Consider the following 13,924-nt stretch of genomic DNA (forward strand, 5'->3'; position numbering starts at 1 on the left):
GTAAGGTCCCGCCGACGCATGGCCGCCGCCATCGAGCTTCCCGAACCTGCGTCCCGGGCTCAGCTGCGTGAGCTCTCGTGGATCTTCGACATCCCGATCGACCTCGGACGCCCCGACGAGCTGCTGCAGCGCATCACCGGATGGTGCGAGGAGCGCGAGCCGGGCGCTCCCCCGCGGCAGGTCATGTACGCGAACGCGCACGTGCTCAACCAGTCCGCGCGCAACGACCACCTGCGCCGGGCGCTCATGTCCGCGGACCTCGTCTACTGCGACGGGTACGGCGTGCGGCTCGCGGCGAAGGCCCTCGATGCGCCGATCCCGCACCGGATGACGGGCGCGGACTGGATCTGGTCGCTCGCGGCGCTGTGCCAGGCGACCGGGCAGTCGATGTACCTGCTCGGCTCGGACGCGGGGATCGCGCGGCAGGCGGCCGAGCGGCTCGAGCAGTCGTTCCCCTCGCTCGAGGTGGTCGGGAGCCACCACGGCTACTTCGACGTCGGCTCGCCCCACGACGACCGCGTCATCGAGCACATCAACGAGCGGCGGCCGAGCATCGTGCTGGTCGGCATGGGGACGCCGAAGCAGGAGGACTGGGTGCAGCGCAACGCCCATCGCCTCGACGTGGACGTGGTGTGGACGGTGGGTGCGCTCTTCGACGTCGTCTCGGGCAAGGTCCCGCGGGCGCCGAGCTGGCTGGCCGACAATGGGCTGGAATGGATCTTCAGGTTGGCGATCGAGCCGGGTCGCATGTGGCGGAGGTACTTGCTGGGCAACCCGGTGTTCGTTCACCGGGTGATGACCCAGGCCCGCGCCCGGCAGGCCGACGGCGCGTAGCGCAGCTCGTCCTCGTCGCGCTGTCCGCCGCGGCGGCGCTGAACATCGCCGACTGGGCCGGGGTGACCGGCGCGGCGGTGGTGCCGGACGTCGCGCGCGTGATGGCGGTGACCGTCGCGCTGTTCGCCGTCTGCGGGTTCGGCTGGACGCGGCTGCTGCTGCCGGCCGAGCTGCGGACGTACGAGCTGCTGTGGGTGCTGCCGATCGGCGCGTGCGCGTGCGCGTTGGAGCTGGCGGTCCTCGGCTACCTCCACGTTCCCTTCACCGCGAACCTCGCGATCGTCCTCGCCGGCTCTGCACTGCTCGCCGCGCATGCATGGGGTCTGACCCCGTTCATGCGAGGCTCGGCCCCCGCCCCGCCCCTCTCCGCCCGCGTCTCCGCTGCCGCCTGGCCGCTCTGGATCGCCGCGCTCCTCGCGTGCGTCGTGCTCATCCCGACGTTCCGGGCGGGGTTCCTCACGGTGCAGGGAACCGGGTCGGACGCCCATCTCGCGACGGGCACGGCGCACTTCCTGCAGGACCATCCGCCGACCGCGATCGACGTGACCGAGCCGATCGATCGCGTCCCGCTCGTCTGGCGCTCCAAGCCGCCGATCTACTACCCGCTCGCCGCCGTCGCGTCGTTGAGCGGCGTCGCGACGTGGGAGGCGTTCGCGACCGTCGCGGCCGTGCTCTTCGCGTTGACGGCGCTCGGGTTCTTCCTGCTCGCGCGGTCGGCGCTCGGAGCGTCGACCGTGGCGGCGGCGTGCGCGATGGCGGTCGTCGGCCTGGATCGCGTCGCGCTGCACACGGTGCTGCACCCGTACTGGAACCAGCTCTGGGGGTTCTTCGCGCTGCCGTTCGCGCTGGTGCTGGCGTGGTGGGCGGTGCGCGCGCGGACGCGCGGCGCCGTCGTGCTGCTCGTGGCGTTCCTGCTGGTCGGCGCGTTCGCGTACCCGCTGGCGCTGCCGATCCCGCTGCTCGCGCTCGCCGCGCTGCTGTGGCCCGAACGCGGGCGGCTGCGCGGGCTGTGGCGCGGGCGGCGGTCGCTGATCTGGATGGTGCCGCTGGCGGTCGTGCTGCTGGTGCCGGCGCGGGGCGTGGTCGAGAAGATGAACGCGGCCGCGAAGGTCGTGCTGCCCGGCGAGTCGCTGCGCACGTGGGGCGGCGACCTGACGGGCTTCATCCCCGAGCACCAGTTCCTCGGCATGCCGTCGACCTCGATGCTCGTCCTGCTCACGGTGCCGCTGCTGATCGCGATCGTGCTCGAGCTGCGCCGCCAGCCGCGCGCCCTCGCCTGGTCGCTCGGCGCGGTGCTGCTGTTCGGCGCGGTCGCCGCGGCGTGGTTCCGGCCACGCGACTTCGGGTGGTACTTCCACTTCAAGGCCTTGGCGTTCGTCGGGCCGCTCGCGCTGCTCGTGGCGACGGTTGGCGTGTCGCGGCTGCGGCGGTTCGCGTGGATCCCGCTGGCGTTCCTCGTGCTGCTCGGCGTGCAGGGCGCGCGGGACGAGACCGTCGTGACGTTCGACCAGACGCCGCGCACGGTCACCTCGCTGCGCGACGTCGACGCGGCACTGCCGCCCGGGACGTCCGTGCGGCTCGACGTCGATCCCGGCCGTCAGCTGTGGGTCGCGTACTTCCTAGCGTCGCAGCCGCTGTGCTCCGAGAAGCCGTTGCTGAACACGAGCTACCCGCACGTCCCCGTCTCCCGCCGCGCCGACTTCGCGCTTGTGCAGCTCGGCTTCACGAAGCCCCGCGACGTCGCCGGCCAAGCGGTGTGGAGCAACGCCGACTTCGCGCTCTACCGGCTGCGCGGCGGCCTGCCCGGCCCCGAGAACTGCTCGCAGAAGATGGTCCAGCCGTACGAGCAGATCTCCGTCGGAGGAACCGCGTCGTGATCGCCCACCTCCTCGCCGTCGCGCGACTCCCACCGCGTGTCTCCGCGTTCTACGCGCGAGCGCTTCTCACCGCGCGGCGGCAGGGCGACGACTGGAGCCTCGCGGTCGTCACGCGGCCCGCGGAGCTCGCGACGATCCTCCGCCTCGCCCGCGGCCGCACGAACGTCGTCGAGATCGGGACGGCGACGGCGTGGACGTCGTGCGCGCTCGTCCTCGCCGACCGCAAACGCCGCGTGCTCACCCTCGACGTGGTCGAGCGCGACCACCGCGACCGCTACCTCGCGCTCCTCCCCGCCGACGCCCGCGCCCGCCTCGACCTCCGCACCGCCGACGGCGCCGAACCACCGGAAGACGCCCGCGACGTCGACCTCCTCTTCATCGACGGCGAGCACGACGAAGCCTCCACCCGCCGCTTCTTCGAAGCCTGGAAGCCCCGCCTCGCCCCGGACGCGCTCATCCTCTTCCACGACTTCGGCGACCCCGACTACCCCGGGGTCGAACGAGCCGTCCGCGCCCTCGGCCTCACGGGCCGGGCTCACCGCCGCGTCTTCGCGGCGACGGTCTGAAGCGCCGCGACCATCGCCTGCTCCGTTCGGTCGGCGGCGTAGGCCTTGACGCGCTCGTGGCCGGCGGTCGTGAGGCGGGAGCGGAGGGCGTCGTCTTCGAACGTGAGGGCGATGAGCTCGGCGAGGACGGCGGCGTCGCGGTCGTCGGGGAGGAGCGCGGCGTCGCCGGCGACCTCGGGAACGCCTCCGGAAGGTCGGGCGATGACGGGGACGCCGGCGGCGAACGCCTCGAGAAGCGGGATGCAGAAGCCCTCGTGCTCCGAGAGCGAGACGAAGACCGACGCCGCGGCGTAGCGGGCGGCGAGCTCCCCGTCGGAGAGGCTGCTCTCGATCGTCACCGCTCCCGGCGCGAGCGTCTCGGCGAGGTCGGTGAGGGCGCGGACGTACGCGGCGTTGAGCGGCTCGCCGACGAGGACGAGCCGGGCGTCGGGGATCCGGTGGCGACGGAGGAGCGCGAGGACGCGGATGAGCTCGTCCTGGCGCTTGTGCGGCGCGAGGCGGCCCACGAAGAGCAGCGTGGGCGGAGACGGCGCGGCGGGCGGAGACGACGCGCCCGGCGACGCCCCGCCGAAGAGGATCGGGATGACGACGTCGGAGCCCAGCTCGGCGGCGTTGAACGCGCTGACGCCGGCGACGAGGTCGGCTCGCTCGGCGAAGCGGGGGAGCTGGCGGCGGCCGAGGGCGCACTGGATCGCGACCATCGGCTCGTAGTCCCAGAACCAGCTGGCCGGGGTGACGTTGTGCGAGAGGAGGAGCGTCGGGTTCGGGAGGTCGAGGACGCCCGACAGCCGCGGCGCGTACGCGGAGAAGTGGACGAGCAGGACGTCGCCGGGCGCGGCGGCAAGCGTGTCGAGCGGCGCGACGCGGTCGCCGATCCGCGGGTCGATGTGGACGGCGACGTCGCGGCCCCCCCAGCCGCGCCGGGCGAAGCGGTCGCGCCAGGCGAGGGCCTGCCGGGTCACGGCGTCGACCGGGCCGGCGCCGGAGAGGACCTGGTGGACGATCACTTGCCGGGTTGCTCGAGCCGCTCGACGCGTTCCTCGAGCTCGGCGAGCCGGATCGCCACGTGCATGTTGAACCGCGTCTGCTGCGCGAAGGCGTCGCCGACGTACTGGCGCAGCGCCCGCGCGAGCGCGCGCTTCGTCCACGTGATCGGGCCGCCGAAGCGGCGGGTGGAGCGAACGACGGAGAGGTCGGGCTCGATGACCGCCCACTCGAGCAGCCGCTCCGTCGAGACGCGGTCGGTGGGCTCGACCGCGAAGCCCGAGAGGTCGTCGGCGTAGAGGCCGCGCGCTCGCGCCTCGGCGGCGCGACGGCGCGCGAGAAGAAGGGGGTCGGAAGGCGCCGGCGACTCGGCGCGGGGGTCCGAAGGCGCCGGCGGGTCGGCGCGGCGCGGGGTCTCGCCGCTCACGCGACCAGCGCCTCCCGCCGGTAGTACGCGATGCCCTCCTCGGACGGGCCGTCGAAGACGACCGCGCCGTGGTCGAGGACGATGACGCGCTCGCAGGTGCGCTCGATCAGCGCGGCGTCGTGCGACACGAGGACGAGCGTCGCGCCGCCCGCGATCTGGGACGCGATCCGCTCCTCGCAGCGCCGCTGGAACGCCTCGTCGCCGACCGCCAGCACCTCGTCCACCAGCAGCACGTCCGGCTCCAGGTGCGCGGCGATCGCGAACCCGAGCCGCAGGAACATGCCCTGCGAGTACGTGGCGACCGGCAGCTCGGCGAACTCGCCGAGGTCGGCGAAGGCGAGGATGTCCTCGATCCGCTCGTCGACCTCCGCCCGCGTGAGACCGTGCAGCGCGGCGTTCAAGTAGACGTTCTCGCGGCCGGTGAAGCCACGGCCGAACCCCGCGCCGAGCTCGAGCTGCGCGACGACCCGCCCGCCGACCTCGACGCTCCCCCGGTCCAGCGGCACGATCCCCGCGAGCACGCGCAGCGTCGACGTCTTCCCCGCCCCGTTGCGCCCGACGACGCCCAGCGTCGAGCCTGGCTCCACATGGAACGACACGTCGCGCAACGCCTGCACCGGCGGCGGTCCGCCGCGGCCCGTGCGGAAGAGCAGCTCCTTCAAGGATCGCCCCGGATCGGCTCGCACCGCGAACGAACGAGAGGCGTTCGCGACGACGATCTCCCCCGGCCGGATCACACCAGCACCGCCAGATCGCGCTGGAGGCGAGCGAACACGGCGCGGCCGGCCACAAGGCACACAACGGCGGCCACGACGACGTACACGAGCACCGCGACGCTCGGCGCTGCGCCGCCGTAGAGCACGTCCCGCACGGCCACGATGTACGGCGCCATCGGGTTCAGCCACTCGATCGCGAACTGGGCCGCGTCGCGGCTCGTGACGCTCTCGGCGCTGAAGAAGATCGGCGACAGGAAGAACCACGGCAGCAACGCGGCGGACAGGATGGGCGCGACGTCGCGGAAGTGCGCGTGCAGCGCCGCGACGGCCAGCGAGAAGCCGAGGACGAAGACCGCCAGGCACGCGAGCACGACGGGCAGCAGCAGCAGCGCCGGATCGAGCGTGTGCCGGATGAGGAGGACGGCGACGGTCAGGACGGCGAGGACGACCAGGAAGGTGATCAGCTGCACCGTCACGACCGCCGCCGGGATCGTCTCCCGCGGGAACCGCGCCTTGCGGATCAGCGCGCCCTGGTCCAGCAGCGACGTCGCCGCCTGCATCACCGCCTGCGAGAAGAAGATCCAGACGACCAGCCCGCACAGGAGGAACAGCGGGTAGTCCTCGTAGGAGAACGTCTCGAGCACGACGTCGAACAGGAACCAGTACGCCGCCATCAGGACGAGCGGGTTGATGACGTACCACGCCACGCCCAGCACGGAGCCCTGGTACTTCTGGCGCAGCTCGCGCCGGACGAGCTGCTCGAACAGGAACCGCGACCGCGCCATGCGGCCGGGAGGCTACGTGGTCGCGAAGAAGCTCAGCGCCCGTTCGGCGACGAGGTCGGGCTGCTCGTCGGGGAGGAAGTGGCTCGCGCCGCGCACCAGCTCGATGTCCGGCGCCCAGCGGACGACCGGATCTCGGCTGCCGCCGAGGAAGAGCATCGGCACGTCGGGCCGCTCCCGCACCTGCCGCATCATCGACGGGAGGTCCTCGAGGAGGGCACGCCGGTAGTACTGCTGCGAGACGTGGCGGCGCCCCGGCTCGCTCAGCATGGCGACGTAGTGCTCGATGTCCGCCCGCGGCACGCCGCTCGAACGCATGATCGTCGCCGCGAGCTGCGGCCCAAGGCGCTTGCCGGCCGTCGCGAGCACCGGCATGTGCGCGATCCCGAGCAGGTTGCGCGGGTCGTACGACCGCCTGAAGAGCGACGGGACGTCGATGATCATCGCGCCGGCGACGCGCTGCGGGGCTTCGACGACGATGAGCTGCGCCGTCACCGCTCCCCAGTCGTGCCCGATCACCCGGAACCGGTCGACGCCGAGCGAGTCCAGCGTGAAGAGCACGTCCGCGGCGAACTGCGGCTTGTCGTAGCCGTCCGGCGGCGCCGGCGACTTGCCCAGCCCGCGGAGATCGAGCGCGATGCAGCGGTACGTCCCCGACAGCCGCGGGATGACCCGCCGCCACATCGTGGAGTCCTGCGGCCAGCCGTGGAGCAGGACGAGCGGGTCGCCAGTGCCCTCGTCGGCGGCGACGTGCAGGCGGACGGGATCGGTCACGGCTCGACCTTGCCCTTCGGGACGTCGACCTCGCGACCGATGTCGGGGCGCTGCTCGCACAGGCGCTTGAGCCGCTCGAGCGACTCGACGTTGCGCCCGCGGACGAGGAGATGGGTGGCCGGGTTGAACACGAACGCGGTCAGGAAGTCTCCCGGATCCTCGCGCAGCGTGACGTGCGAGCCGTTGCCCTCCTCGCGGATCGTGATGTCGACGACCGCGGTGCCGAGCGGCCGCGCACGCGCCTTAAGGATGAGCTTGTGCGGCTGGTCGACCTCGAGCACCTGCGTGTGGTCGTTCAGATGGAGTGGACCGACGCCAACTTGGTGGTGGAAGCGGGTGCCCGCCGCGGGGAAGCCGGGGTCGGCGCCGCGCATCTTGCGCGAGCCGACGACCCAGTCGCCGTAGGAGCGCCAGTCGGCGAGGACGGCGAAGACGCGATCGGGGGAGACGTCGATGTTGATCTCGTTGATGGCCATGAGGGGTAAGGGCCTACCCGATGCCCGACGCGATCGTCATCGGCGCCGGCCCGAACGGGCTCACCGGCGCGAACGTGCTCGCCGACGCCGGCTGGGACGTCCTCGTTCTGGAGGCGCAGGCGGAGCCCGGCGGCGCCGCTCGCAGCGGCGAGCTCGTCGAACCCGGCTTCATCAGCGACCTCTTCAGCGCCTTCTACCCCCTCGGGATCGCGTCGCCGCACCTGCGCGCGCTGGGGCTCGAGGACTTCGGCCTGCGCTGGGTGCACGCCGAGGCGGTCGTCGCCCACCCGCGTGCCGACGGCACCTGCGCGACGCTGTGGCGCGACATCGATCGCACCGCCGAGTCGGTCGGCGCCTTCGCGCCCGGCGACGCCGATGCCTGGCGCCGGCTGAGCCACGCCTGGGCGCGCGTGCAGCCCGCGTTCGTCTCGGCGCTCATGCAGCCGTTCCCGCCCGTGAAGCCGGCCGTGCGGCTGCTGCGCGCACTCGGTTCCACGAAGGAGATCCTCGACTTCGCGCGGCTCGGCCTCATGCCGCTGCGCCGGCACGTCGACGAGGAGTTCCGCGGCGACGGCGCCGCCCGGCTGCTGGCCGGCAACGCACTGCACGCCGACGTCACGCCCGACAGCGCCGGCAGCGCGCTGTACGGGTGGGTGCTCGTCGGGATCGGGCAGACGCTCGGCTGGCCGGTGGCGCACGGCGGCGCCGGCGCTTTGACCGGCGCGCTGGTGAAGCGGCTGCGGGCCCGCGGCGGCGAGGTGCGGTGCGGCGCCGAGGTGACCGACGTGCTCGTGCGCGGCGGCCGCGCGGTCGGCGTGCGGACCGCCGATGGAGTCGAGCATCGAGCTGACCGCGCCGTGCTCGCCGACACCGGAGCGCCCGCGCTGTACGAGCGGATGCTGCCGCCCGAGCACCGCATCGAGCTCAAGCGGTTCCAGCGCGACCAGGGCACGGTGAAGGTCGACTGGACCCTCGACGGGCCGATCCCGTGGACGCACGAGGACGCGCATCAGGCGGGGACGGTCCACGTCACCGAGGGGCTCGACATGCTGAGCGAGCACGCGGCGCAGCTCACCCGCGGCGAGCTGCCGACGAACCCGTTCCTCCTCCTCGGCCAGTACGCGCGCTACGAGCCGAATCGCGTTCCCTCGCCCGGCAAGGAGGTCGCCTGGGCGTACACGCACGTGCCGCCCGATGCGTGGCACGAGGACGAGCGCGAGGCGTTCGCGGATCTGATGGAGGAGCAGGTCGAGCGCGTCGCGCCCGGGTTCCGCAAGCTCATCCGCAAGCGCCACGTCTTCACGCCGGTCTCGCTGGAGGCGGCGAACCAGAACCTCGTCGGCGGCGCGGTCAACGGCGGCACGGCGCAGATCCACCAGCAGCTGGTGTTCCGTCCCGCGCCCGGGCTCGGTCGCACCGAGACGCCGGTCGACGGGCTCTACCTCGCGTCCGCGTCCGCCCACCCGGGCGGCGGCGTGCACGGCGCGGTGGGCGCCAACGCTGCGCGGGCGGCGCTGAACTCGGTCGCGCGGCGTGGCGTGCCGCGGATCCTGCGCCGCCTCGCGTAGAACGCGGCGAGCCCGCTCGGCGGCCGGCCGCCCGTCGAGAGGTACGAGCCGGCGAGGATGAGCAGCAGCCCGGCGATCGCCGACGCCGTGAGCGACTCGTCGAGGATCAGCACTCCCAGTGTCACCGCGACGACCGGGTTGACGTAGGTGATGACCGACGCGCGGCTCGGGCCGACCGCGGCGATGAGGCTGAACCAGAGCACGAACGCGAGCGCGGTGCAGACGGCGCCGAGCACGATCAGCGACGCCAGCGACTCGGTCGTGGGCGTCTCGGTCGGCGCGGAGATGACCGCGGCGGGGGCCAGCAGCACGCCCGCCATCGCGAGCGCGACCGCCATCGACCCGATCGCCGGCCGGTCCGCCAGCCGGCGCTTGATGATCATCGGCCCGATCGCGTAGCCGACGGTCGCGGCGAGGACCGCCAGCGCGCCGACGAGCTCATCCGTGTCGCCCGACACGTCGACGCCGAGCAGCAGGACCACGCCCGCCAGCCCGACGAACAGCCCGGCGAGCCGGATGCCGCCCACCCGCTCCTCCGCGTCGTAGCGGATGGCGATCAGCGCGATGGTCAGCGGAAGCGCGGCGATGAGGATCGCGGTCAGCGAGCTCGACACATGCTGCTCGCCGTACGCGATCAGCGGGAACGGCAGCACGACCTCGAACACCGCGAACCCGAACAGCGCGACCCACCGGTCCCCGAGCCCCTTCAGCGCGCCCGTGCGGTGGGCGATCGGCAGCAGCAGCGCGGCGGCCAGCGCCACGCGAGCGAAGCTCACGAACGTGGGCGAGAGCCCATCGTCGACCGCGACCTTGATGAAGAGGTACGGCATGCCCCAGACGACCGAGACGGCGGCGAAGAGAGCCCAGGCACGCGGCGACATCGCCTGAAGGTAACGACGAGGGGCCCGCCCGCCGACAACGGACCCCTCATCTGTCGCTTACTTGAACGAGAAGAGCGCCGTCTTGTCGATGCCCTCCCCTGCAAGCGGGGCGGTCACCGTGATCGACCGGCACGTGCCGGCCCACGCCTTGTTCGTCTTCCAGTTGTACTGCCAGACACCGTCACCGACGTGGTTCCAATCGCCGGCGGACGACGCGTACGTCTCGACCGCGTCGGAAGCCAGGCTCGTCGCGCACGCGGTCGGGCTCTGCTGCAGCAGCAGACCGGGGTCCGTGGTGATCGGGTCGCCGTCGCCGTCGGTGACGCGCAGCTTGATCGGGATGTTCTGGCCGGCCTTCGCCGCGTTCGTGACGTCCATGTCCACCGGGCTGTAGAAGCCCGTGAACGTCAACAGGCACGGCGACAGGTAGCCGGTCGGATCGAAGCCGGTCAGGGTCGAGTTCGAAGCTCCCGTGCAGCGCCACGGCGAGAAGTCGACCGGGTTGGATGTGTTGCTCGTCGCGTACACGACGTTCTTCGCCCCGCCGGGTGCAACAGCGGTCCCTCCGTACGCAACCGGGATCTGCGCCGCGTACCCCGGCTCACCGGATGTGCCCGCGACCGCGGTCGGCTTCACGGTGCCGAACCAGTTGTGTTCGGCGTTGATCGTGTTCGTCAGCAGCGTCCGCGCCTCGATCGCGCTGTACCAGTTCCCGCTGAGGTCGTTGTCGTTGATCTCCACGCCGCTCGTCGGGTTGGCAAGGGGCGAGAACATCTCGTCGCGGAAGAGGACGCCCATCGTCCAGTTCCCGGTGATCGTGTTGTTCTTGACGTAGAGGCCGCTGACGTCGTTGACGAGATGCAGGCCGGTGCGGTTGTTCGTGATGTCGCTGCGCGTCAGCCGGAAGCCGTCGGCGCTTTCGACGTAGACGCCGTTGCGGTTGCCGAAGACACCGACCTGCAGTACCTGCACGAAGTCCCCGTGGACCTTCAGGCCGTAGCTGTTCGCGTTGCTCGCCCAGTCGGTGGTGTTGTTGCCGTCGCGGGTGATGCCGACGCTCTCGACGACGCTGAACGCGCCGCCCGCGGTGATCTCGAGCGTGTGGCCGGCCGTCTTCGGGCCGGAGATGATCGTCCGCGTCGGCCCCGCTCCGGCGATGTCGACGCCGATCTTGTTCACGGTCACGGACTCGTTGTACGTGCCCTCGCCAACAAGGACGAAGCCGTTCGGATCGACCGCATCGACGCCGGCCTGGATGGTCTTCAGCGGCGATGTTTGGCTGCCGTCGTTGCTGTCGTCGCCGGTCGCCTGGTCAATCCAGCATGGGTCGGTGCAGGTCGCCGCGGCGGTGGGTGCGGCGAAGACAGCGAAGAGGGCGAGGGCAGCGAGCAGCCCTCGGGACGTGCGTCGGCCCGGCATGTACGACCTCCTTGGCTCTCAGGCACCTCCCGGGGAGAACCTTGCCTAACGCGCCAACCGTCGTGGCGCCGAGAACTGGCGGTCAGTAAGCGCCCCGTCGCGCAAGCACGGCGGGGATGGTCTTCAGGAGGATCGTGAGATCCAGGAACGGCGACCAGCGCTCGAGGTAGAGGAAGTCGAGGCGGACGAGGTCGTCGAAGTCGAGGTCGGAGCGGCCGGAGACCTGCCAGAGGCCGGTGATGCCGGGGAGCACGAGGTAGCGCTTCTTGTGCCAGCTCTCGAGGCGTTCGAAGTCGCGCATTGGCAGCGGGCGCGGGCCGACGAGCGACATCTGCCCCTTGAGGACGTTGACGAGCTGGGGCAGCTCGTCGAGCGAGAACTGGCGCAGCAGGCGGCCGACCGGCGTCAACCGCGGGTCGTGCTTCATCTTGAAGATCGCACCGTTCGCCTCGTTGAGCGACTCGAGGTCCGCCTGCCGCTGGTCGGCGTCGCGGTACATCGTGCGGAACTTGAAGCAGTCGAACGGCGCTCCGCCGATGCCCGGGCGAACGGAGCGGTAGATGACCGGGCCGCGGCTCGACAGCTTCACTGCGATGGCGATCGCCAGCAGGACCGGGCTCGAGAGGAGGAGGAGGAGCGTCGCGCCGACGAGGTCGAACGACCGCTTGACCGCGTAGTCGACGCCCTCGAAGACCGGCGGCTTGAGCTCGAAGAGCGGGACCGACTGCCCGGGGACGAACTCCGCGCGGTGGATGAGGATCTCCATCGTCGACGGCGCGACGTGGACGCGGACGCCACGCTGGTGGCACGCGTCGACGAGCTCGACCGCCTCCTGCTGCGGGAACGCGGGGTCGGCGATGATGACCTCGTCGACCTTGTTCGCCGTGACGATGCGGCCGATGTCGCGCAGGTTCCCCAGCGAGCGCAGCCCGTTGTCGGGGCGCGGGGTCAGCGACACGAACCCGACGACGTTGATGATCGACTGCCCGTCGCCGAGGGCGTGCGCGACCGCCTCGATGTGCTCCCCCGTGCCGACCAGCAGCGCACGGCGGCGGTAGCCGGCGGCGCGCAGGATGATCCCCGTCGCGCGGTCGTAGAGGAACCGCAAACCGCCGACGCACAGCACGGCGAAGGCGAGCGAGCCGTAGAAGATGTAGTAGCTCGAGAACTCCTCGCCGTTGACCACGGCGAAGGCGAGCGCGACGAGCATGACCTGGAACAGCGACGTCGTGATGCGCGTGAGGCCCGGACGGACCGACCGGCGCGCGTAGAGGTCCCCGCGCGCGAAGAGCAGCACGGTGACGAGGAAGACGAAGGCGACGATGTCGCGGGTCTGCTCGTAGACCTCGTTCGTGTCGAGGTCGCCCAGGACGGCGTCCTTGAGGGCGAGCGCGACGAAGATCGCGCCGCCGACGCCGACGAGGTCGAGCACGAGCAGCGACAGCACCCTGGAGGCGCTGCGCAGGGTGTCCATGCGGAGCACGAACGAGAGCAGCGGCGGCCTCTTGCGCCGGACGTCGTGGTCGGGCAGCGTCGGGTCGGGCCGCGGGGGCTGCGTCTCCTGAGTCGTCGCGTATCGCGACTCGGGTGCCTGGGTCGTAGGCGGCATGGGTCCGGGATCCGTAACGGCCGAGCGCCGGGAATGATGCGCTCTTTCGCTGTCACTTGCGTGCGCGAGCGGCCTTCAGGTCCTTCTTCCGTACCTCCTTCGATAGGACGTACCTGCCGTCCTCCCGGGTCGTCGCCAGCCCCTGCTTGACGAGACGCTTGCACACGACCGGACACCGTTTGCACCGAGGCGCGCTCTTGCAGCACCTCTTCTTCGGCTTGATCGCCTTGGCTCCCAAGGGTCCCAACCATAGTGTCGAGCTGTTGGGGCGATCCTTCAGCTTCGCCCGCCGGGGCCGATCCAGCGAGCGTGCAGCGCACCTTCCAGCTCGCCGTCGCCTTCGTGCTGGTGATGGGTCTCGGGACCGCACTTCCGGGTGTCGCCGGCTCGGCCGGTGGTTGTGCGGCCCGGCACGTCGCATCTGCCGGTGGTGTCGCGACCGACGATCGAGCTGCTGGACGGGTGTGAGGGCGCGGCGCTGTCGTTGTCCTACACCGGCCGCGCGGTGCGGGCGACCTAGTCCTCGAGCCGCTCGACGTCGAGCGGGCGCAGCGGCACCGGCGAGGCGACGACGAACGAGCTCGTGGTCTGGCCGAAGAGCAGGAACTGATCGAGCACCTCCTCCAGGTGCTCCATCGAGCGGGCGTGGAGCTTCAGCAGGAAGCAGTCCTCGCCGCTGATGCGGTCGCACAGGACGACCTCCGGCAGCTCCTTCGCGAGCTCGGCGATCTTGGGGAGCTGGCGTGCCGCCGGACGGACGCGGACCCAGGCGGCGAGCGGCAGGCCGAGCGCGGTGGCGTCGATGTCCACGCGTCTGGTGATGACCTGCGCCTCTTCGAGGCGTGCGAGGCGCTCGCCGACCGCCGGTGGGGAGAGGTTCACGCGGCGGGCGAGCTCCGCTCTCGTCAGCTGCGGTTCGCCGGCGAGCTCGGCGATGAGCTTGCGGTTGAGGTCGTCGAGAAGGTCGTTCATCGGTCCGGCCTTGCTTGTGAAGGCGGTGGGTGGTTGATG

Annotated in this window: 13 protein-coding genes and 1 pseudogene; 4 read left to right on the forward strand and 10 right to left on the reverse strand. The window is 71.6% G+C overall.

Annotated elements, in window-relative coordinates; translation table 11 throughout:
- Nucleotides 1-18: 18 nt before the first annotated feature.
- From AC1UE4_RS15070 to AC1UE4_RS15080, 3 genes are all read left to right on the forward strand, one after another.
- The gene (locus tag AC1UE4_RS15070) at nucleotides 19-834 is read left to right on the forward strand and encodes a WecB/TagA/CpsF family glycosyltransferase (protein ID WP_482918054.1); all 816 of its coding nucleotides are present in this window, start codon (nucleotides 19-21) and stop codon (nucleotides 832-834) included.
- Between the two features lie 62 nt (nucleotides 835-896).
- A complete protein-coding gene (locus tag AC1UE4_RS15075) occupies nucleotides 897-2,711 on the forward strand; it encodes a hypothetical protein (protein WP_482918055.1) in 1,815 nt (604 codons plus the stop codon).
- Nucleotides 2,708-3,277, forward strand: a complete 570-nt coding sequence (locus AC1UE4_RS15080) for a class I SAM-dependent methyltransferase (RefSeq protein ID WP_482918056.1) — start codon at nucleotides 2,708-2,710, stop codon at nucleotides 3,275-3,277. Before AC1UE4_RS15075 ends, AC1UE4_RS15080 begins: the two co-directional genes overlap by 4 nt.
- On the opposite strand, the gene AC1UE4_RS15085 is transcribed toward AC1UE4_RS15080, so the two are convergent.
- The 6 genes from AC1UE4_RS15085 to AC1UE4_RS15110 all read right to left on the reverse strand — a co-directional run bounded on the left by AC1UE4_RS15085 (nucleotide 3,247) and on the right by AC1UE4_RS15110 (nucleotide 7,436).
- Nucleotides 3,247-4,284 carry a glycosyltransferase gene (locus AC1UE4_RS15085; protein ID WP_482918057.1) on the reverse strand — a complete coding sequence of 346 codons (1,038 nt, stop codon included), beginning with the start codon at nucleotides 4,282-4,284 and terminating at the stop codon, nucleotides 3,247-3,249. The genes AC1UE4_RS15080 and AC1UE4_RS15085 overlap by 31 nt on opposite strands.
- Nucleotides 4,281-4,688, reverse strand: coding sequence for a hypothetical protein (locus tag AC1UE4_RS15090; RefSeq protein WP_482918058.1), 408 nt, complete (start codon nucleotides 4,686-4,688; stop codon nucleotides 4,281-4,283). The genes AC1UE4_RS15085 and AC1UE4_RS15090 overlap by 4 nt, the downstream gene beginning before the upstream one ends.
- Entirely contained in the window at nucleotides 4,685-5,350 is a 666-nt protein-coding gene (locus AC1UE4_RS15095; RefSeq protein WP_482918059.1) for an ABC transporter ATP-binding protein, read from the reverse strand. Before AC1UE4_RS15095 ends, AC1UE4_RS15090 begins: the two co-directional genes overlap by 4 nt.
- Before the next feature lie 71 nt (nucleotides 5,351-5,421).
- Nucleotides 5,422-6,189 (reverse strand): ABC transporter permease, encoded by a 768-nt coding sequence (locus tag AC1UE4_RS15100; RefSeq protein WP_482918060.1) that lies wholly within the window; start codon nucleotides 6,187-6,189, stop codon nucleotides 5,422-5,424.
- Nucleotides 6,190-6,201: 12 nt separating this feature from the next.
- Nucleotides 6,202-6,960 (reverse strand): alpha/beta fold hydrolase, encoded by a 759-nt coding sequence (locus AC1UE4_RS15105; protein ID WP_482918061.1) that lies wholly within the window; start codon nucleotides 6,958-6,960, stop codon nucleotides 6,202-6,204.
- Nucleotides 6,957-7,436 carry an SRPBCC family protein gene (locus tag AC1UE4_RS15110; protein ID WP_482918062.1) on the reverse strand — a complete coding sequence of 160 codons (480 nt, stop codon included), beginning with the start codon at nucleotides 7,434-7,436 and terminating at the stop codon, nucleotides 6,957-6,959. Before AC1UE4_RS15110 ends, AC1UE4_RS15105 begins: the two co-directional genes overlap by 4 nt.
- Nucleotides 7,437-7,456: 20 nt before the next feature.
- Between AC1UE4_RS15110 and AC1UE4_RS15115 the strand changes: the two genes are divergently transcribed.
- The gene (locus tag AC1UE4_RS15115) at nucleotides 7,457-9,004 is read left to right on the forward strand and encodes a phytoene desaturase family protein (RefSeq protein ID WP_482918063.1); all 1,548 of its coding nucleotides are present in this window, start codon (nucleotides 7,457-7,459) and stop codon (nucleotides 9,002-9,004) included.
- Between the two features lie 95 nt (nucleotides 9,005-9,099).
- On the opposite strand, the pseudogene AC1UE4_RS15120 reads toward AC1UE4_RS15115, so the two are convergent.
- The 4 genes and pseudogenes from AC1UE4_RS15120 to AC1UE4_RS15135 all read right to left on the reverse strand — a co-directional run.
- A pseudogene (locus AC1UE4_RS15120) lies at nucleotides 9,100-9,885 on the reverse strand (DMT family transporter); the annotation flags it as partial.
- A 57-nt stretch (nucleotides 9,886-9,942) separates the two neighbouring features.
- Nucleotides 9,943-11,304 (reverse strand): PxKF domain-containing protein, encoded by a 1,362-nt coding sequence (locus tag AC1UE4_RS15125; RefSeq protein WP_482918064.1) that lies wholly within the window; start codon nucleotides 11,302-11,304, stop codon nucleotides 9,943-9,945.
- Between the two features lie 82 nt (nucleotides 11,305-11,386).
- Entirely contained in the window at nucleotides 11,387-12,913 is a 1,527-nt protein-coding gene (locus AC1UE4_RS15130; protein WP_482918065.1) for a sugar transferase, read from the reverse strand.
- A gap of 516 nt (nucleotides 12,914-13,429) precedes the next feature.
- Entirely contained in the window at nucleotides 13,430-13,885 is a 456-nt protein-coding gene (locus tag AC1UE4_RS15135) for an Lrp/AsnC family transcriptional regulator (RefSeq protein WP_482918066.1), read from the reverse strand.
- Nucleotides 13,886-13,924: the final 39 nt, after the last annotated feature.

Source organism: Parviterribacter kavangonensis (assembly GCF_056863335.1).

Bases quoted from the DNA above. Each gene is read 5' to 3' on its own strand.
- AC1UE4_RS15070 (WP_482918054.1), top strand. From the start codon at position 19: ATGGCCGCCGCCATCGAGCTTCCCGAACCTGCGTCCCGGGCTCAGCTG.
- AC1UE4_RS15100 (WP_482918060.1), bottom strand. From the start codon at position 6,189: ATGGCGCGGTCGCGGTTCCTGTTCGAGCAGCTCGTCCGGCGCGAGCTG.
- AC1UE4_RS15110 (WP_482918062.1), bottom strand. From the start codon at position 7,436: ATGGCCATCAACGAGATCAACATCGACGTCTCCCCCGATCGCGTCTTC.
- AC1UE4_RS15115 (WP_482918063.1), top strand. From the start codon at position 7,457: ATGCCCGACGCGATCGTCATCGGCGCCGGCCCGAACGGGCTCACCGGC.
- AC1UE4_RS15125 (WP_482918064.1), bottom strand. From the start codon at position 11,304: ATGCCGGGCCGACGCACGTCCCGAGGGCTGCTCGCTGCCCTCGCCCTC.
- AC1UE4_RS15130 (WP_482918065.1), bottom strand. From the start codon at position 12,913: ATGCCGCCTACGACCCAGGCACCCGAGTCGCGATACGCGACGACTCAG.
- AC1UE4_RS15135 (WP_482918066.1), bottom strand. From the start codon at position 13,885: ATGAACGACCTTCTCGACGACCTCAACCGCAAGCTCATCGCCGAGCTC.